This window comes from Streptomyces sp. NPDC050549 (genome assembly GCF_040655035.1).
In the GTDB taxonomy this organism is placed as follows: Bacteria; Actinomycetota; Actinomycetes; order Streptomycetales; family Streptomycetaceae; genus Streptomyces.
This window is the reverse complement of sequence record NZ_JBFAJD010000017.1, coordinates 132,328-149,892: the sequence shown is the minus strand read 5'-3', so window position 1 is coordinate 149,892 and position 17,565 is coordinate 132,328. Positions and strand designations below refer to the sequence as shown.

General features: G+C 70.8%; 20 protein-coding genes. 13 read left to right on the top strand and 7 right to left on the bottom strand.

Features of this window, described 5'->3' with window-relative positions:
• Positions 1 to 92 precede the first annotated feature (92 nt).
• Entirely contained in the window at positions 93 to 1,037 is a 945-nt protein-coding gene (locus tag AB0I51_RS24910) for an EamA family transporter (protein WP_362978598.1), read from the top strand.
• Positions 1,038 to 1,055: 18 nt separating this feature from the next.
• Here AB0I51_RS24910 and AB0I51_RS24905 read toward each other — a convergent pair whose 3' ends face one another.
• Positions 1,056 to 1,688, bottom strand: a complete 633-nt coding sequence (locus tag AB0I51_RS24905; RefSeq protein ID WP_362978596.1) for an FMN-binding negative transcriptional regulator — start codon at positions 1,686 to 1,688, stop codon at positions 1,056 to 1,058.
• Positions 1,688 to 2,374: a pyridoxamine 5'-phosphate oxidase family protein gene (locus AB0I51_RS24900; protein ID WP_362978594.1), complete on the bottom strand. Its 687-nt coding sequence runs from the start codon at positions 2,372 to 2,374 to the stop codon at positions 1,688 to 1,690. Before AB0I51_RS24900 ends, AB0I51_RS24905 begins: the two co-directional genes overlap by 1 nt.
• A 69-nt stretch (positions 2,375 to 2,443) precedes the next feature.
• Between AB0I51_RS24900 and AB0I51_RS24895 the strand changes: the two genes are divergently transcribed.
• Both AB0I51_RS24895 and AB0I51_RS24890 read left to right on the top strand, forming a co-directional pair.
• Positions 2,444 to 3,775 carry an aminotransferase class I/II-fold pyridoxal phosphate-dependent enzyme gene (locus AB0I51_RS24895; RefSeq protein ID WP_362978592.1) on the top strand — a complete coding sequence of 444 codons (1,332 nt, stop codon included), beginning with the start codon at positions 2,444 to 2,446 and terminating at the stop codon, positions 3,773 to 3,775.
• Between the two features lie 59 nt (positions 3,776 to 3,834).
• Positions 3,835 to 4,737, top strand: coding sequence for a LysR substrate-binding domain-containing protein (locus AB0I51_RS24890; RefSeq protein ID WP_362978590.1), 903 nt, complete (start codon positions 3,835 to 3,837; stop codon positions 4,735 to 4,737).
• Between the two features lie 23 nt (positions 4,738 to 4,760).
• Here the strand turns inward: AB0I51_RS24890 and AB0I51_RS24885 are convergent, their stop codons facing one another.
• On the bottom strand, positions 4,761 to 5,228 hold the full coding sequence (locus AB0I51_RS24885; RefSeq protein ID WP_362978588.1) for a pyridoxamine 5'-phosphate oxidase family protein: 468 nt from the start codon (positions 5,226 to 5,228) through the stop codon (positions 4,761 to 4,763).
• Between the two features lie 149 nt (positions 5,229 to 5,377).
• Here AB0I51_RS24885 and AB0I51_RS24880 point away from each other — a divergent pair, with 149 nt between their 5' ends.
• Entirely contained in the window at positions 5,378 to 6,028 is a 651-nt protein-coding gene (locus AB0I51_RS24880; RefSeq protein WP_362978586.1) for a cysteine hydrolase, read from the top strand.
• 3 nt (positions 6,029 to 6,031) lie between these two features.
• Here the strand turns inward: AB0I51_RS24880 and AB0I51_RS24875 are convergent, their stop codons facing one another.
• Positions 6,032 to 6,508 carry a Rieske (2Fe-2S) protein gene (locus AB0I51_RS24875; protein ID WP_362978584.1) on the bottom strand — a complete coding sequence of 159 codons (477 nt, stop codon included), beginning with the start codon at positions 6,506 to 6,508 and terminating at the stop codon, positions 6,032 to 6,034.
• A 342-nt stretch (positions 6,509 to 6,850) separates the two neighbouring features.
• Between AB0I51_RS24875 and AB0I51_RS24870 the strand changes: the two genes are divergently transcribed.
• From AB0I51_RS24870 to AB0I51_RS24835, 8 genes are all read left to right on the top strand, one after another.
• Positions 6,851 to 7,675 (top strand): SGNH/GDSL hydrolase family protein, encoded by an 825-nt coding sequence (locus tag AB0I51_RS24870; RefSeq protein ID WP_362978582.1) that lies wholly within the window; start codon positions 6,851 to 6,853, stop codon positions 7,673 to 7,675.
• Positions 7,676 to 7,812: 137 nt separating this feature from the next.
• Complete coding sequence (locus tag AB0I51_RS24865; protein ID WP_362978580.1) at positions 7,813 to 8,568, top strand: HipA family kinase; 756 nt, start codon at positions 7,813 to 7,815, stop codon at positions 8,566 to 8,568.
• Entirely contained in the window at positions 8,565 to 8,981 is a 417-nt protein-coding gene (locus AB0I51_RS24860) for a DUF3037 domain-containing protein (protein WP_362978578.1), read from the top strand. The genes AB0I51_RS24865 and AB0I51_RS24860 overlap by 4 nt, the downstream gene beginning before the upstream one ends.
• Positions 8,982 to 9,123: 142 nt before the next feature.
• Positions 9,124 to 9,885 (top strand): 3-oxoacyl-ACP reductase FabG, encoded by a 762-nt coding sequence (gene fabG, locus AB0I51_RS24855; protein WP_362978576.1) that lies wholly within the window; start codon positions 9,124 to 9,126, stop codon positions 9,883 to 9,885.
• 21 nt (positions 9,886 to 9,906) lie between these two features.
• Entirely contained in the window at positions 9,907 to 10,677 is a 771-nt protein-coding gene (locus AB0I51_RS24850; RefSeq protein ID WP_362978574.1) for an SDR family oxidoreductase, read from the top strand.
• Positions 10,678 to 10,878: 201 nt separating this feature from the next.
• Positions 10,879 to 12,456 carry an ABC transporter substrate-binding protein gene (locus AB0I51_RS24845; RefSeq protein WP_362978572.1) on the top strand — a complete coding sequence of 526 codons (1,578 nt, stop codon included), beginning with the start codon at positions 10,879 to 10,881 and terminating at the stop codon, positions 12,454 to 12,456.
• Positions 12,457 to 12,569: 113 nt separating this feature from the next.
• Positions 12,570 to 13,253: a uracil-DNA glycosylase gene (gene ung, locus AB0I51_RS24840; RefSeq protein WP_362978570.1), complete on the top strand. Its 684-nt coding sequence runs from the start codon at positions 12,570 to 12,572 to the stop codon at positions 13,251 to 13,253.
• Positions 13,254 to 13,355: 102 nt separating this feature from the next.
• Positions 13,356 to 13,898: a hypothetical protein gene (locus tag AB0I51_RS24835; RefSeq protein ID WP_362978568.1), complete on the top strand. Its 543-nt coding sequence runs from the start codon at positions 13,356 to 13,358 to the stop codon at positions 13,896 to 13,898.
• 27 nt (positions 13,899 to 13,925) lie between these two features.
• On the opposite strand, the gene AB0I51_RS24830 is transcribed toward AB0I51_RS24835, so the two are convergent.
• Together AB0I51_RS24830 and AB0I51_RS24825 are read right to left on the bottom strand one after the other, a co-directional pair.
• On the bottom strand, positions 13,926 to 14,390 hold the full coding sequence (locus tag AB0I51_RS24830; RefSeq protein WP_362978566.1) for a hypothetical protein: 465 nt from the start codon (positions 14,388 to 14,390) through the stop codon (positions 13,926 to 13,928).
• Between the two features lie 117 nt (positions 14,391 to 14,507).
• Positions 14,508 to 15,020, bottom strand: coding sequence for a DinB family protein (locus AB0I51_RS24825; protein ID WP_362978564.1), 513 nt, complete (start codon positions 15,018 to 15,020; stop codon positions 14,508 to 14,510).
• A 98-nt stretch (positions 15,021 to 15,118) separates the two neighbouring features.
• On the opposite strand from AB0I51_RS24825, the gene AB0I51_RS24820 reads away from it, so the two are divergent.
• Positions 15,119 to 16,030, top strand: coding sequence for a Gfo/Idh/MocA family oxidoreductase (locus AB0I51_RS24820; protein ID WP_362978562.1), 912 nt, complete (start codon positions 15,119 to 15,121; stop codon positions 16,028 to 16,030).
• Here AB0I51_RS24820 and lnt read toward each other — a convergent pair.
• Positions 15,948 to 17,522, bottom strand: coding sequence for an apolipoprotein N-acyltransferase (lnt, locus tag AB0I51_RS24815; RefSeq protein ID WP_362978560.1), 1,575 nt, complete (start codon positions 17,520 to 17,522; stop codon positions 15,948 to 15,950). The genes AB0I51_RS24820 and lnt overlap by 83 nt on opposite strands.
• Positions 17,523 to 17,565 lie beyond the last annotated feature (43 nt).

Here is a 17,565-nt window from a genome sequence, read left to right as displayed (position 1 = left end):
CCGGGCGGAACGGTGCTGCCCGCAGAAGAAGTCCATGGACCCCGCTGACAGGGGCTCCTCGTCGCGCTTCTGTACTTCTGCGGAGATCGCTCGTGTCGAATGCTGTTCTTGGCCTGCCCGTCCGGCGAGGCCTGCTCTATCTGATGGTGGCCGGGATCGCATGGGGGACCGCTGGCGCGGCTGCCTCCCTGGTCTACAGGGCCAGTGATCTCGGCCCACTGGCTCTGTCCTTCTGGCGCTGCGCGGCCGGATTCGTGCTGTTGCTCATCGTCCGTCTTCTCGGCCGCCCGAGGATTCACCCCGCTGCCGCCGAGCCGCTCCGTCGCAAGGCCCTGCGGACCGTCACGACCGGCCTCGGACTGGCCATCTTCCAGACGGCCTACTTCGCGGCCGTCGCGGACACCGGACTCGCCGTGGCGACCGCCGTCACGCTCGGCGCCGGACCCGTGTTGGTGGTGCTCGGGGCACGGCTGACCCTGGGGGAACGGCTCGGCACCGGTGGCACGATCGCCGTGGCCGGGGCGCTGTCGGGGCTGGCGGTCCTGTCGCTGGGCCCGGCGGCGACCGTACGGCCGTCGGGTGTCCTGCTCGCCCTCGTCTCGGCGGCCGGCGGCTCGGCCATGACCCTGCTGACCCGGCGCTGGGGACGCGGCGGCGGGACCGACGCGTCCGAGACGGCTGTCTGGACCTTCGCGGTCACCAGCCTGTGCGTACTGCCGTTCGCCCTGGCCGAGGGACTGGTACCACACACCGCCCAGCCGGTCCGGGTGCTCTGGCTGCTCGGCTACATCGCAACGGTACCTACGGCCCTCGCCTACGCCCTCTACTTCATGGCCGCGGTCGTCGTACGCTCCGCCACCGTATCCGTGATCATGCTCCTGGAGCCTGTGAGCGCGGCAGGCCTCGCCGTCGTCCTGCTCGGTGAACGGCTGACGCCCACGACGCTGGCGGGCACTCTGCTGATGCTCGGCTCGGTCGCGGGCCTCGCGCTGACGGAGATGCGCACGGCGACGGCAGACGAACCGGTCCTCGGCTGACGAGAAGCCCCCTCCTCCTCACCCCTCCCGCCGCCGCAGCAAATGCCCCCGCGCCACCTCGTCCCGCACCCCGCCCCGCCCCGCGAGCCGGGCCGCGATGCGGTCCTGGACCTCGGCCGACCGCTTGCCCGCGTACTTGAACTTGGCTCGTACGCCGGTCACTTCGAGGCGTAGGGCGCGGATTCCGGACAGCAGGCGGCCGTTCGGTGGCTCGCCGGAGGCGACCGGTGCGGTGCCGCCCTCGGGCTGGAAGTGGCCGACCTGGCGGTTGAGGAGGGTCGCCTTCTCGGTCGGGTCGTCCACGAGGCGGGCGGTGCAGCGGAGTTGGACGGCAGCGTAGAAGCTGGTCGGCACGCCGTGTTCCGGTGGGACGTCCGGGTCCGCCTGCCAGGGGCCGGGGATGTACACGTAGTCGTCGACGACGCTCAGCACCACCTGGGGATTCGCCTCCAGCGCCGGCCACAGGGGGTTGGGGCGGGCCAGGTGGGTGACCGCCTCGCCGCGCTCGGGGTCGTAGGCGAAGTGGAGGGGCTGGACGAACGGCGGTTCGCCGGGCGGGCCGTTGACGGCGAGCTGGCCGAAGTCGTGGACGGCGAGCCAGTGTTGCCACTCGGCGTCGTCGTGGGGTGCGTCCCAGGGGTGGATGAGCATCACAACTCCACCAGGTAGCCGGGGAGTTCGATGCCCGAGGACAGGTCGTCGTTCGGGAGCGGGGCGCCGTAGCCGGTGTTCAGCGGGAGGACGCCGGCCCAGTGGGGGAGGTCCAGGTCCTCGGGATCGTCGTTCGCGCCGCCGGTGCGGAGCTTGGCGGAGACCTCGTCGAGGTCGAGGCGGATCACCATGGTGGTGGCGAGTTCCTTCTTGTTGCCGGGCCGGGAGTCCGCCGAACGACCGGGCACGACATGGTCGACCAGCGCGTCCAGCGCGGTCCGCTTCTCCTCGGGGTCCGTAACCTGGTGGGCGATGCCGTGCACCACCACGGAGCGGTAGTTGATCGAGTGGTGGAAGGCGGAACGGGCCAGCACCAGACCGTCCACGTGGGTCACCGTCAGGCACACCGGGAGCCCCGGGTCGGCCTGCCCCGTCATCCGCAGCGGGCGCGCCCCCGTCGAACCGTGCACGTACAGCCGCTCACCGACCCGCCCGAACAGCGTCGGCAGTACGACGGGCCGGCCGTCGCGGACGAAGCCGAGATGGCAGACATAGGCCGTGTCGAGTATCGCGTGCACCAGCTCCTTGTCGTACGACGCCCGGTCCGCGGAACGCGTGGGGACGGTCAGGTCGGTCGGCGTGTAGGCCGCGGGCTGCGACGTCGGCTGCGAGGTGGTCCCCTGCATGGTGCTCTCCGTGTTCGTTGCTGTCGGGTCGAGTTGCGAGGCGTATTGCACTAGTGCATAATCTTCTTTGTGCTAGGAGGATATCGGATCGTAGGGCGACGCGCGGCAGACATCGCTGCCGACGTCGAGCGCGCGGTGGGCTCGGGAGGACTTGAGCCGGGGCAACTGCTGCCTCCCATGCGGGAGTTGGCCGTAGAGCTGGGGGTGAATCCCAATACGGTCGCGGCCGCGTACCGGACCCTGCGCGAGCGCGGGGTCATCGAGACCGCCGGGCGGCGCGGCAGCCGGGTGCGGCCCAAGCCGGCCACGACCGGGCGCGAGCACATCCGGGTGGAGGTGCCGGAGGGGGTGCGCGAGGTGTCCCACGGCAACCCGGATCCCGCCCTGCTGCCCTCCCTCGCCGGGGCCTTCACCCGCGCCGCCGAACTCTCCGACCGCGAACCGGTCATGTACGGCGACGACCCGGTCGAACCGGAGCTGGCACGCATCGCGCGGGCGGCGCTGGACGCGGACGGTGTGCCGGCCGGCCCCGTGGCCGTCGCCTCCGGATCGCTGGACGCCATCGAGCGCGTCCTCGCCGCCCATCTGAAGCCCGGTGACACCGTCGCCGTCGAGGACCCCGGGTGGGGCAGTCTGCTCGACCTCGTACCGGCACTCGGGCTGCGCGTCACCCCCGTCCGCGTGGACGACGACGGACCGCACCCCGACGACGTGCGCGCGGCGCTGGAACACGGCGCGCGGGCCCTGATCGTCACCGACCGGGCGCAGAACCCCACCGGAGCCGTGGTGAGCGCCACGCGCGCGCGTGCCCTGCGGTCAGTGCTCCGCGACCACCCGGAGATCCTGCTGATCGAGGACGACCACGGTCACGGCATCGTCGACCAGGCCCTGCATCCGCTGGCCGGCGCCACCCGTCACTGGGCCTTCGTCCGCTCGGTCGCCAAGGCCTACGGCCCCGATCTGCGCCTCGCCGTGCTCACCGGGGACACCGTCACCCTCGACCGGGTCCGTGGCCGCCAGCGCCTGGGGCCGGGCTGGGTCAGCCGGATCACCCAGCGCGCCGTGGCCCTGTTGTGGGCCGACGGAGCGGTGGACACCCCGGCGGTGGCCGCCGCCTACGGCCGTCGCCGGGACGCGCTGATCGCCGCGCTCGCCGACCACGGGGTCACGGCGTACGGCCGCAGCGGCCTCAACGTGTGGATCCCGGTGCCGGACGAGACCGGCGCGGTCTCCCGCCTCCTCCACGCGGGCTGGGCCGTCGCGCCCGGCGCCCGCTTCCGGATGAGCGCACCCCCCGGCATCCGGATCACCGTCTCGACCCTGACGGCCGAGGAGACCGGGCGGTTGGCCGAGGCGATCGCCTCCGCGTGCGGCCGGACGCCGATGCGCGGCTACGCGTAAGAACGTTACCTTGTAGCGCGAGCGGGATACGTCCCCGGGTATCTCGTAGTATCGCTTACATGTTGAACCTGGAGCGGCTGCGCACCCTGGACGCCCTGGCCCGGCACGGCTCGGTCAGCGGTGCCGCCGAAGGGCTGCATGTGACGACCTCTGCCGTGTCGCAGCAGATGTCCAAGCTGGAGCGCGAGGTGGGCCAGCAGCTCCTCGCCAAGAACGGGCGGGGGGTGCGGCTCACCGACGCGGGCCGGCTGCTCGCCGAGCACGCGGGCCGCATCCTGTCCCAGGTGGAGCTGGCCCAGGCCGACCTGGAGGCCCAACGGGGGCAGGTCGTGGGCGAGTTGAGGCTCTCCGCGTTCCCGACCGCCGCGCGCGGCCTCTTCCCCGCCGCACTCGCCGCGCTGCGCGCCCAGCACCCCGCGCTGCGCGTCCGCTCCACCGAACTGGAGCCGGAGAGCGGTATCGCGGGCGTCGTGCGCGGCGATCTCGACCTCGCGGTCGTCCTCGACTGGTACAACAAGCCGATGCCGCTGCCCGACGGCCTGGTCAAGGCGCCGATCCTGGACGACCCCGCAGAGGTGGCGATGCCGGCCGGGCATCCGCTGGCGGGCCGCGACGAGGTGGACCTCGGGGAGTTCGCCGAGGACGAGTGGATCACCTGGGCCGAGGGCGAGTTCTGTCACGAGTGGCTGATGTTCACCCTGCGCTCCCGGGGCATCGAGCCGATCATCGGCCACCGCGCTGCCGAGACGCACACCCAACTGGGTCTGGTGGCCGCCGGGTTGGGCGTCTGCATCGCACCCCTGCTGGGTCGCAGCCCGATGCCCGCCGGAGTCGTCACCGTCCCGCTGAAGCAGCGGGTGAGTCGGTATGTCTACGTCGTCTGGCGCGCGGACGCCGACCGCCGCCCCTCCATCCGCGCGGCGGTCGAGGCGCTGCGGGCGGCGGCCGAGACGGTCGTCTGACAGCCGGCCCGAGAGCAACTCGCCTACAGCGCCGCCAACTTGCGGAAGTCCCAGGACGTGACCGTGTCCGGCGTCAGCCGTATCCACGCGTGCCGGCCGTCGTACGGCATCGCGTCCAGGCCGAAGTTCTTCTGCGCGAACAGCTTCTCCACCGCGACGAGTTCGGGATACGGCTCACCCGTGCGCGGGGACTCGCCCACGAACTCGACGGTCCCGGACAGCTCTACGCCCCGCAACTCGTCGTAGGCGTAGCCGCCGTCGACGACCACGGCGACGCGCGGGTCGCCGCGCAGATCGGCCCAGCGCTTGCTGCGGGTGATCGAGTACAGCCACAGCGAGGTGCCGTCCCAGGCGAACCAGAGCGGGCTGACATGCGGGGCGCCGTCCCCGGACACGGTCGCGACGCGGCAGGTCCGCTCGGCGGCGAGGAACCCGTCCAGCTCCTCGGGTGTCATCATGATCTTCCGGCCTCGACGCTGAGTGGCGGTCATGCGATCCCCTTCGGCTACGGCACGAGCGGCGGGCAGCCGCTCCTGACGGTTCGTCAGGAAAAGTGGCCGGACGGTCGTCGGCCGTCTTCCGAACGCACGCGATGCTCGTTACTGTCACCCGCCCCGGCCGTCGACGACAAGGGAGAGCCATGCCGTCGCACGCACAACTCAGTGAGATCCTCGACACGGTGAGCACTGCCCTGCTCACCGTCGAATGTCAACAGGGCGTGGTAGGCCCGGGCAGCGCGCTGCCCGAACTCGCCCTCGCCGTACGCTCGTCGGGCGCGCTCGCCAACGTCGCCCGGCTGGTCGCCGCCGCGCACGAGAGCGGGGTCCAGGTGATCCACGCGCTCGCCGAACGCCGCCCGGACGGCCGGGGAGCGAACCACAACGCCCGGCTGTTCCGCGCCGCCGAACGCCTGCCCGTCCAGCAGCTCTCGGGCACCGCGGCGGTGCGCGTGGCACCCCCGATCGAGGTCGCCGAGGAGGACTTCGTCGTACGGCGGCTGCACGGCCTGTCACCGATCCAGGGCACCGAAGTCGACGCGCTGCTGCGGAACCTGGGCTGTCGCACACTGATCGTCACCGGCGTCTCGGCCAACGTGGCGATCCCCAACGCGGTGTTCGACGCCGTCAACCGCGGCTACACCGTCGTCGTACCGAAGGACGCCATCGCGGGGGTGCCCTCGGAGTACACCCCCGCGATGATCCGCAACACCCTCGCATTGGTCGCCACGGTCGCGACCACGGACGAGGTGCTGGGCTGCTTCAAACGGCCGCGCAGGGCCGATCGACGCTGACCGTCACGCCAGCGTGATGGAGTCCCCGGTCACGGTGATCTGCTCGGCGGGCAGCGCCTGGGTCGCGGGCCCCTGCTTCACACTGCCGTCGGTGATGGAGAACTCGCTCTTGTGACACGGGCAGCCGATGACGCCGTTGCTGATGGTGGTCACGGCGCAGCCCTGGTGGGTGCACTTCGAGGAGAACGCCTTGTAGGTGCCCGCCGTCGGCTGGGTGACCACCACGCCCTGGCTGGCGAAGATCTTGCCGCCGCCCTCGGGGATGTCGGTGGTCTTCGCCAGTTCGGTGCCCCCGGCGTCACCCTGGGCGGTGGACGCGCCGGCGGTGGTGGTGGAGCCCGAGGTGTCCGAGGAGTCCGACGACGAGTCGTCGTTCGACGAGCACGCGGTCAGCGCGACGGCGAGTCCCGCCGCGCCGACCGCCGCCAACGCGGTGCGACGGGAGGGCGCCGTAACGGGTTCGAACGAATCGCTGGTCATGCTGACGTTCCTTCCAGAAGAAAGCATTTGTGGGTCTGCAAAGGGGTACGGGATACCGATGACCGTCGTTCAGACGGTGTCGAGAGCTTGGCCTGATCGAGATCAGGCAGGCGTAAAACTTCGCTGTCGTTTCGCTGTCGGTTCTGCACAAGGCCTGAACACGCACCCGGTGAAGCCGTGAGTGAACCTCCTTGGTGCGCGCGCCGTTTCAAGTCTCGCCAGCACAACGCCCACACCCCGGCGGGTGTCGGGGGCGGGGGCCCGACGAATGGACGGACTTGAACGAGCAGAGCAAGAGATCTCCCGGCCGCAGGAGCCTGCTGCGCGGTGGCAGGTTGCGCGATGGCACTGTCGGTCGCGGGGGCGACGGCGAGCGCCTCGGCGCACACCGTGAACTACGTCGCGCTGGGCGACTCGTACGCCTCCGGCCGCGGCATACCGACCCAGGTCGACGCCACGTGCGCGCGGTCCGACCAGAACTGTCCGTCGCTCCTCGCGGCGGCGCGGAACTGGCAGCTGACCGACGTCAGTTGTTCGGGCGCCACGACGGCGGCCCTGGCCGGACCGCAGGGCTCGAAGGCGCCGCAACCGGACGCCCCCGGCGCGGACACGGACGTGGTCACCCTGACCATCGGCGGCAACGACATCGGCTTCTCCGGCAATCTGGCCACCTGCGCCGGACTGACGTCCAAGAACCCGACCGGCAACCCGTGCCAGACCTTCTTCACGAGCGACGGCACCGACCGGCCGGCGCAGCGCGTCGACGACACCGCTCCCAAGATCGCCGCGGCCCTGGACGCCGTCCACGAGCGGGCTCCTCGGGCCAGGGTCGTGGTGGTCGGCTATCCCGACCTGTTCCCGGACGACGGAGTCGGCTGCACCAGCTCCGCCGTACCGCTCGCGGCCGGTGACTTCGCCTATCTGCGGGACACCGAGAAGAAGCTCAACGCGATGATCGCGGGCCAGGCGTCGGCGCACGGCGCGGCCTACGTCGACACCTACACCCCGACCGTGGGACACGACATGTGCAAGCCGGCCGGCGAGCGCTGGATCGAACCCCTGGTCGCGGCGACCCCGACCGCGCCCGCCCACCCCAACGCCCAGGGCCAGCAGGCCATGGCGGCCACCGTGGAGCGTGCCGTCCACTGCGGTGCGTACCGCCGGTGACCTGAGCGAAGAAGAGGGGGCGTCGGCTGTCCCGGCCCTGGTGAGAGCGGGCGTCCTCCACTCCTCGTAGACTGCTCAATCCGTGCCGGAGGCGCGTCCGGAGCGGCTGTGGACGGTAGGGCTAGGGAGCCTCGGAAGTGCTCAAGCAAGTCGTCGCGACCCGCTACATCACGCCCCTGCGCGAGGGCGGCTCGCTGCCGGGGCTCGTCGAGGGCGACGACTTCGCGCCGTACGTCATGAAGTTCAGCGGCGCCGGGCAGGGCCGCAAGACGCTCGTCGCCGAGGTCGTCGTGGGGGAGCTGGCCCGTCGGCTGGGCTTCCGGGTGCCGCGCCTGGTGACCCTCGATCTCGACCCGGTGCTCGGGCTCGGCGAACCCGACCAGCAGGTACAGGAGTTGCTGAGGTCCAGCGGCGGCGCCAACCTCGGCATGGACTTCCTGTCCGGCGCCCTCGGCTTCGACCCACTGGCCTTCACGGTGAGCCCGGAGGAGGCGGGCCGGATCGTCTGGTTCGACGCGCTGGTCAACAACGTCGACCGGTCCTGGCGCAACCCCAACCTGCTGATGTGGCACGGCGACCTGTGGCTCATCGACCACGGCGCCACCATGATCTGGCACCACAACTGGCCCGGCGCGGAGGCATCGGCGGCCCGTCCCTACGACGCCGCAGACCACGCCCTCGCGCGCTTCGCCCCCGACCTCGCGACCGCCGCCGCCGACCTCGCACCGCAGGTCACCGACGATCTCCTCGCCGAGGTCACCGCCGAGATCCCCGACGCCTGGCTGACCGGCGAACCCGGCTTCGACACCCCGGACGACCTCCGCCGGGCCTACGCGGCGCCCCTCCTCGCGCGCGCCGCCGTCATCCACGAGCGCATCAGGAGGGACCAGTGACCGAGCGCCACATCATCCGGCCCAGCGAGGCCAACGAACGGGACGTCTTCGAGTACGCCCTGCTGCGCGTCGTACCGCGCGTGGAACGCGGCGAGTGCATCAACGCCGGCGTGCTCGTCTACTGCCGTGCCCGGTCCTACGTCGGCGCCCGCACCCATCTGGACGAGGCGCGGCTGCTCGCCCTCGACCCGGAGGCCGATGCGGCCGGGATCAGGGCCGCGCTCGGTGCCGTGGAAGGCGTGTGCGCGGGCGGTGAGGCGGCCGGTCAGGCGGCGCGTGACGATGCCGGTCGGCGGTTCCGCTGGCTGATCGCGCCCCGGTCCACCGTCGTGCAGCCCGGGCCCGTGCACACCGGTCTCACCGTCGATCCGGCGGCCGAGACGGAGCGCCTGCTCGACCTGCTGGTGAGGTAATGGATCACACCCGGCTCATGTGGCGTTGACACCGAGTGCCAGGGCTTCTAGCGTCACGTCTGCCGAAGGTACTAAGCGGTCGCTCACCGGCGGGCCGCAGATTTCCAGGGCGAGAGATTCTCAAGGGCGAGGAGAGCCAGCAATGTCCACCACTGAGCAGCGGGTCGCGATTGTCACCGGCGGGGCGCGGGGCATCGGCGCCGCCACCGCCGTACGCCTCGCGGCCGAGGGCCGTGCGGTCGCCGTGATCGACCTCGACGAGGCCGCCTGCAAGGACACCGTGGAGAAGATCACCGCGGCCGGCGGCAAGGCCCTCGCGGTCGGCGCCGACGTCTCCGACGAGGCCCAGGTCGAGGCCGCCGTCGCGCGCATCGTCGCGGAACTGGGCGCGCCGACGATCCTGGTCAACAACGCGGGCGTGCTCCGCGACAACCTGCTCTTCAAGATGAGCGTCTCCGACTGGGACACGGTCCTGAACGTGCACCTGCGCGGCTCGTTCCTGATGGCCAAGGCCGTCCAGAAGCACATGGTCGACGCGGGCTTCGGCCGGATCGTCAACCTCTCCTCGTCCTCCGCCCTCGGCAACCGCGGCCAGGCCAACTACTCCGCCGCCAAGGCCGGTCTGCAGGGCTTCACCAAGACCCTCGCCATCGAGCTCGGCAAGTTCGGCATCACGGCCAACTCGGTGGCCCCCGGCTTCATCGCCACCGACATGACCGCCGCGACCGCCGCCCGCATCGGCATGGGCTTCGAGGACTTCAAGGCCGCCGCCGCCACCCAGATCCCGGTGCAGCGAGTCGGCGAGCCCGACGACATCGCCAACGCCGTCGCCTTCTTCACGAATGAGGCGGCCGGCTTCGTCTCCGGCCAGGTCCTGTACGTCGCCGGCGGACCGCTCAACTAGGGAATTCGGGAACACGGAACCATGACTGAACAGCCTGAACTGCCCGCGCTCTCCGGCAAGGTCGCCGTCATCACCGGCGCCAGCCGCGGCATCGGCTACGGCGTCGCCGAGGCACTGCTCGCCCGCGGCGACCGCATCTGCATCACCGGCCGCAACGAGGACGCCCTCAAGGAGGCCGTCGAGGCCCTCGGCGCCGACCGGGTCATCGGCGTGGCCGGCAAGGCCCACGACGAGGCCCACCAGGCCGTCGTCGTCGATCGCACCATGGAGGCCTTCGGCCGCGTCGACTTCCTGGTCAACAACGCCGGTACGAACCCGGTGTTCGGCCCGATCGCCGACCTCGACCTGAACGTCGCCCGCAAGGTCTTCGAGACCAACGTCATCTCGGCGCTCGGCTTCGCCCAGAAGACCTGGCACGCCTGGCAGAAGGACAACGGCGGCGCCATCGTCAACATCGCCTCCCTCGCCGGGATCTCCGCCTCGCCGTTCATCGGTGCGTACGGCATCAGCAAGGCCGCGATGGTCAACCTGACGCTCCAGCTGGCGCACGAGTTCGCGCCGGGCGTACGGGTCAACTCGATCGCCCCGGCGGTCGTGAAGACCAAGTTCGCCGCCGCCCTGTACGAGGGCCGCGAGGCGGAGGCCGCCGCCTCCTACCCGCTGGCCCGGCTCGGTGTGCCCTCCGACATCGGCGGCGCCGCCGCGTTCCTGACGTCGGACCAGTCCGAGTGGATCACCGGCCAGACGCTCGTCGTCGACGGCGGCATCCTGCTGAACGCCGGAGTGGCCTGACCCGATGGCCCGGGCGCCGGTTCCTTTGCTGTTCCCTTTACGGAATCGGCGCCCGTGTCGAGGTACGAAAACGCGCACAGCGGACTGACAACGTCGTCATGAAACCGCTGATCAAGAGCCCTGTCCGAACCTTGCTCAACCGGCCGGAGCGCTGCGGTATGGTCTGCCGACCCTTGGTATGGCGGATCGAGGAGCGTGCGCGTGTTCAACCGGAACCGAGGACTGCGGAGAGCCGCGGCGATCACGTCGATATCTCTGGTGGCCGGATGCGGGGTGTTCTCGGACGGGAATCCGGACGACCGGGGACCCATCGTCGTCGGCACCACCAGCGCCCCCAGCACACTCGACCCGGCCGCCTCCTGGGACGGCTCGTGGGAGCTGTTCCGCAACATCTACCAGACGCTCCTCGCCTACCCGACCGGCGCGACCACCCCCGAGCCGGACGCCGCCAAGAGCTGTGGTTTCACGGACGGTTCGAACACGACGTACCGCTGCGAACTGCGCGCGGGCATGAAGTTCGCCGACGGGAACACCCTCGACGCCCAGGCCGTCAAGCACTCCATCGACCGCATCAGACAGATCGACGTCGCGAGCGGACCCGCCGGCCTGCTGGGCAGCCTCGACCGCGTCCAGGTGACCGGTGACCGCGAGGTCCTCTTCCGCCTCAACAAGCCCGACGCCACCTTCCCGTTCGTGCTCGCCACCCCGGCCATGTCGATCGTCGACCCCGACGACTATCCCGCGCACTCCCTGCGCAAGGACGACAAGGTCTTCGGCTCCGGGCCGTACACCCTGAAGTCCTACGACGACGGCAAGCAGGCCCAACTCGTCCGCAACGACCGCTACAAGGGCTTCGCCAAGCGGGAGAACAGCGCGGTGACGATCCGCTACTTCCAGGACTCGGGCGCCATGGTCAAGGCGCTGCGGGACCAGAAGATCGACGTCACCTACCGCGGCCTCGCCGCCGACGACATCGTCACCCTCCAGGGCAGCCCCTCGAAGGACCTGCAACTGGTCGACGGCTCCGGCACCGACATCAACTACCTGGTGTTCAACCCCAAGGACCGGTGGGCCCGCAATCCCGCCGTCCGCAGGGCCGTCGCCCAGGTCGTCGACCGCGGGGCGATCACCCACAAGATCTACCGCGACACCGTGGACCCCCTCTACTCCATGGTCCCGAAGGGCCTCACCGGCCACACCACCGCCTTCTTCGACGACTTCGGCGACCCCAGCGTCCCCAAGGCCCGGAAGATCCTCACCCGCGCGGGCATCACCGACCGCGTCCCGCTCACCCTCTGGTACACCAGCGACCGCTACGGCTCCGAGACCGCCCTCGAATTCAAGGAACTCAAGCGCCAGTTGGACGCCTCGGGGCTTTTCACGATCACCCTGAAGAGCCGCCCCTGGAAGACGTATGTGACCGGCTACGAGAAGGGCGAGTACCCGGTGTTCGGGCGCGGCTGGTTCCCGGACTTCCCCGACGCCGAGAACTTCATCGCGCCCTTCGTGGGACAGCAGAACGCGCTCGGTACGCCCTACCCGTCGCCGAGGATCACCGACGTACTGCTGCCCGAGTCCCGCAGGGAGACCGACCGGGCCGACGTGGTCAAGGAGTTCGAGGAGGCCCAGCAGATCCTGGTGGACGACACCCGGCTGCTGCCGCTGTGGCAGGGCCGGCAGTACGTGGCCGCCAGCGACGGCATCTCCGGCGGGGAACAGGCCCTCGACCCGTCGACGATCATGATGATGTGGCAGCTGTACCGCAAGACGAGCTGGTGAACCGGTTCCCGGCACCGGTTGTCAGTGCTCGCCTGTAGGTTCTGGGACATGGAGGCGACCGCACCGCGCGGTCGCTCCGCATCGCAGTCGCCGCACACGGTAAGGAAGTTGACGTGACCGACATCTCCATGCTCCCCGAGTCCTGGCGCGGAGTCCTGGGCGACGAGCTTCAGCAGCCCTACTTCAAGGAGCTGACCGAGTTCGTCGAGGAGGAGCGGGCGAAGGGTCCGGTCTACCCTCCGCGCGAGGAGGTCTTCGCCGCCCTGGAGGCGACGCCGTACGACCAGGTGAAGGTGCTGGTCCTCGGTCAGGACCCGTACCACGGCGAGGGCCAGGGACACGGCCTGTGCTTCTCGGTCCGCCCCGGAGTGAAGACCCCGCCCTCCCTGCGGAACATCTACAAGGAGATGAAGGAGGAGCTCGACCTCCCGATCCCGGACAACGGCTATCTGATGCCGTGGGCCCAGCAGGGCGTCCTGCTGCTCAACGCGGTGCTCACGGTCCGCTCCGGCGAGGCCAACTCCCACAAGGGCAAGGGCTGGGAGAAGTTCACCGACGCGGTGATCCGCGCGGTGGCCGACCGCCCCGACCCGGCGGTCTTCGTCCTGTGGGGCAACTACGCGCAGAAGAAGCTCCCCCTCATCGACGAGGAGCGGCACGTGGTGGTCAAGGGCGCGCACCCCTCCCCGCTGTCCGCCAAGAAGTTCTTCGGCTCCCGCCCGTTCACCCAGATCGACGAGGCCGTCGCGAAGCAGGGCCACACCCCGATCGACTGGCGCATCCCGAACCTGGGCTGACCCCACCGGGGCAGGGCCGGGGCCGCCTGACGGGGATTGTCAGTGGCGCCGGTTAGCGTCGGGAGGGACAGCCAGGGCGGCTGGACGAGTTCGGAGGACGCGGTGGCGGAGCGACAGGGGCAGGCGGCGCCGGACGCCCTGCTCACGCGGATCGGACAGGTCGTCATGCTGCACCACGGCGGCGACCGCGAGGAGGCCAGGGAGCGGCTGCTCGGCCTGTGGATCGAGCTCGGTGAGGACGGCGACCCGCTGCACCGCTGCACGCTGGCCCACTACCTGGCCGACACCCAGGACGACCCGAGCGACGAACTCGCCTGGGATCTCCGGGCGTTGTCGGCGGCGGACGAGCTGACGGACGAGCGGGCGCCCGGCGAGATCGACGGCATGGGCGGGGAGGAGACGAGCGCGGTGCGTGGTTTCTACCCCTCCCTGCATCTCAACCTCGCCGCCGACTACATCAAGCTCGACCGCCCGGACGCCGCCCGCACCCACCTCCGCCGCGCCCGCGAGGCCTGCGCGGTCCTCGCGGACGACGGCTACGGCAACGGGGTGCGGGCCGCGATCGGCCGACTGGAACTGCGGCTCGATTCAGAGGGCGGTGCGGCCGGGGAAGGGAACTGGGGGCCGCCGAGACAGCGGCCCTAGAAGCCGGCTGATCTGTTCCCGTCCGCCTCAACGCCCGTACGTCTGACCGCAGATGATCGACTGCGGACTGTCCGACTGCCAGCCGCCGTACTTCCTGCCCAGGGCGCACACGTCCGAGGTGTTCTTGGGCACCGACTTGACCACGTCCGGGATGTCCGCGCTCGGCTGCCGGGGGTGGCGCGGCTTCGGGTGAGGATGCGGATGTGCGCGGGGGACCGGCGCCGGTGCCGCCTGCTGGGGCTGAACCGGTGCCCGGTGCGGCGGATGCGTGGCCGGTTTCGGGCGGTGCGAGGGGTCGATCAGTTCCAGCGCCTCCCGGGCCGGAGCCTGTACGACCTGCGGTTCCGCGCTGCCGTCGGGGCGCGGCACCGATGCTTGGGACGGTACGGCCGGGGGAGCGGGAACCGGTGGCCGCTGGACGGTCACACAGCCGGAGAGGGCCGAGACAGCCACGGTGACCAGGAGCGTTGCGGTGGTCGTCGTTCGATGCACCCGCGCAACTCTGCTGGTTCCGGCCTCGTTTGGGACAGCGGACGGACGGATGATGCCCCACACGGGTGATCTCCGCCCCCTTACGGACGGCTGGCGCCCGCCCCGGGTGACGTGACGTCAGTCGCCGGTGCTCCCGTCGATCCGCTCCCGGAGCAGGTCGGCGTGGCCGTTGTGCCGCGCGTACTCCTCGATCATGTGGGTGTAGATCCAGCGCAGGTTGAAGCGCTCGCCGGTACGCCGGTGCTTGCCCACGGAGAGGTCGTCGAGGGCGAACCGGGCCGCGTGCGCGTCGGCCGCCTCGATCTGGGCCCGCCAGGTGGCGTGCGCCTCCGCCCAGGTGTCGGCCTCGGTGAGATGGAACTCGCCGTCCGGATCCTCTTCGGAGGAGTAGAGCCGGTCCGTCTGCTCGGCCGCCATGACATTAAGGAACCAGCCCTGTTCCACCTCCGCCATGTGCCGCACCAGGCCCATGAGCGACAGCGTGGAGGGCTCCACAGCAGCGGTCCTCAGCTGTTCGTCGGTCAGGCCCTCGCACTTCCAGGCGAGGGTCTCACGGTGGTAGTTCAGCCAGCCCTCCAGCATGGTGCGTTCGTCGGCGGTGGTCGAAGGTTCACTTCGCTCGATCGTCATCCCCGCATCCTCGCGCGCCCGGTCCGCCCGCACCACCCGATATCGCCCCGCCGTATGCTTCCGGGAACGTACCGCTGAGCGAGCGCCAGGGAGGCTCCGTGAAGGTCGGCTGCATCGGACTCGGTGACATCGCGCAGAAGGCCTACCTGCCTGTTCTCGGCGCCCTGCCCGGCGTCGAACTGCATCTGCAGACCCGCACCCCCGCCACGCTGGCCCGCGTCGCCGACGGCCTCCACCTGCCGGCGGAGCAGCGGCACACGGACCTCGACGCACTCCTCGCGCAGGATCTCGACGCCGCGTTCGTGCACGCGCCCACCACCGCGCACCCCGAGATCGTCACCAGGCTGCTGGCGGCGGGCGTACCGACGTACGTCGACAAGCCGCTCGCGTACCAACTCGCCGACTCCGAGCGGCTGGTGCGGCTCGCGGAGGAACGGAACGTGTCCCTCGCGGTCGGCTTCAACCGCCGCTACGCCCCCGGGTACGCGCAGTGCGCCGACCATCCGCGCGAGCTGATCCTGATGCAGAAGAACCGGATCGGGCTCCCCGAGGAGCCGCGCGCGATGATCCTGGACGACTTCATCCACATCGTGGACACTCTGCGGTTCCTGGTGCCCGGGCCGGTCGACGACGTGACCGTGCGCGCCCGCACCCAGGACGGACTGCTGCACCACCTCGTGCTCCAGCTCTCCGGCGACGGCTTCACCGCCCTCGGGGTGATGAACCGGCTCAGCGGCTCGGTGGAGGAGATCCTGGAGGTCTCGGGCCAGGACACCAAGCGTCAGGTCGTCAACCTCGCCGAGGTCGTCGACCACAAGGGCCAGCCGACCGTACGGCGCCGCGGGGACTGGGTCCCGGTGGCCCGGCAGCGCGGCATCGAGCAGGCCGTACTCGCCTTCCTGGACGCCGTACGAGCGGGGAAGGTGCTCAGTGCCCGGGACGCGCTGGCGACTCATGAACTGTGCGAGCGGGTGGTACGAGCGGTTGCGGAGCGGTCCGCCGCAGCCTGAACGCCGTCGCGCCCTCACCGGCGCACATGGCCGCGAGCACCAGCAGGGCCAGACCCACCGGCCAGGCGCCGTAGCGGACGTACGGCGTGATGCCGTGGGCGAGCGGGACGTCGTAGACCTGGGTCGTGCTCTTGTCCGTGCCCAGCCATGATCCGATGCGCTGTCCGCTCGGGCCGTAGACGGCGGAGACGCCGGTCAGGGTGGCGTGGACCATCGGGCGGCCGGTCTCGGCGGCGCGCAGGGCGGCGAGGGTGGCGTGCTGTTCGGGGGCCCAGCTGTTCTGGAAGGACGAGGTCGACGACTGGGCGAGGAGGACGTCGGCGCCGTCCTGGGCGAGATGGCGGCTCATGTCGGGGAACGCGGTCTCGAAGCAGATCAGCGGGCCGATGCGCAGTCCGTGTCCCACGTTCATCACGACCTGCTCGGAGCCGTGCCTGCGGTCGACGCCCGCCGCCTTGCCGACGGAGGTGGCCCAGCCGAGCAGCGAGCGGAACGGGATGTACTCGCCGAAGGGGACCAGCCGCATCTTGTCGTAGCGGTCGCCGGTGAGCCCCTTCGGGCCGACCAGGACCGAACTCTTGTAGATGCCGGGCTTGTCGGAGCGCTCGGCGTCCACGTTGACCAGGATGTCGGCACCGGTCTCCTGGGAGAGAGCCGCGATACGGCGCGCGAGATCGGGCCGCTTGGTGAGGTCGAAGCTGACGCTGCTCTCGCCCCAGGCGATCAAGTCGACGTGCTGTCCGGCGAGTTGGCGGGTCAGCTGCTCCTCGCGGTCGAAGCGCCGGTCGCCGCTGGCGTCGCCGTCGATGATCCCGGGCTGTACGACGGCGATCCGGACCCGGCCGTCGATGTCGGGGCGCGGCGACCACACCCAGGCCGCCGAGGTCACGGCGGCGGTGGCGACGAGCCCGGCGACCGCCGGTACCCGCACCGCACGGACCGCGGCCAGCACCGCGACCGCCGCATTGACGGCCACCACCAGGAAGCTCAGCAGCCACACCCCGCCGACCGAGGCGAGCCGCAACGCCGGTTCCACCTGCCACTGGGTGGAGCCGAGCAGGCCCCAGGGGCCGCCCAACCCCTGCCAGGAACGCACCAGTTCGACCATCAGCCAGCCCGAGGGCAGGACCAGGAGCGCGGCGGCTCCTCGCCGAGGCGTCGGCACGCCACCGAGGAAGCGCCGCACCAGCCAGCCCCACGGCGCCCACAGCGCGCCCAGCAGCCCCGCGATCACGACGATGAACACGCTCAGGCTCGGCACCAGCCAGCTGTGCACGGCCAGCATGAACCCGAGCCCGCCGAACCAGCCGTCGTAGACCGCCCGCCGTGGGGTCGGCGCCGAGCGTGTCAGCAGGATCCAGGGGACGAGCGCCACGTAGGCGAACCACCACAGCGACGGTGCGGGGAACGCGAAGACGGGCAGCGCGCCCGCGACCACGGCGAGCAGTGAACGCCGCCAGGGGGAGACGAGCCAGTCGCCGAAGGTCTTCATACGAACCCCCTACCCGCTGGTGGCTCCAGTGTGCGTGTCGCGG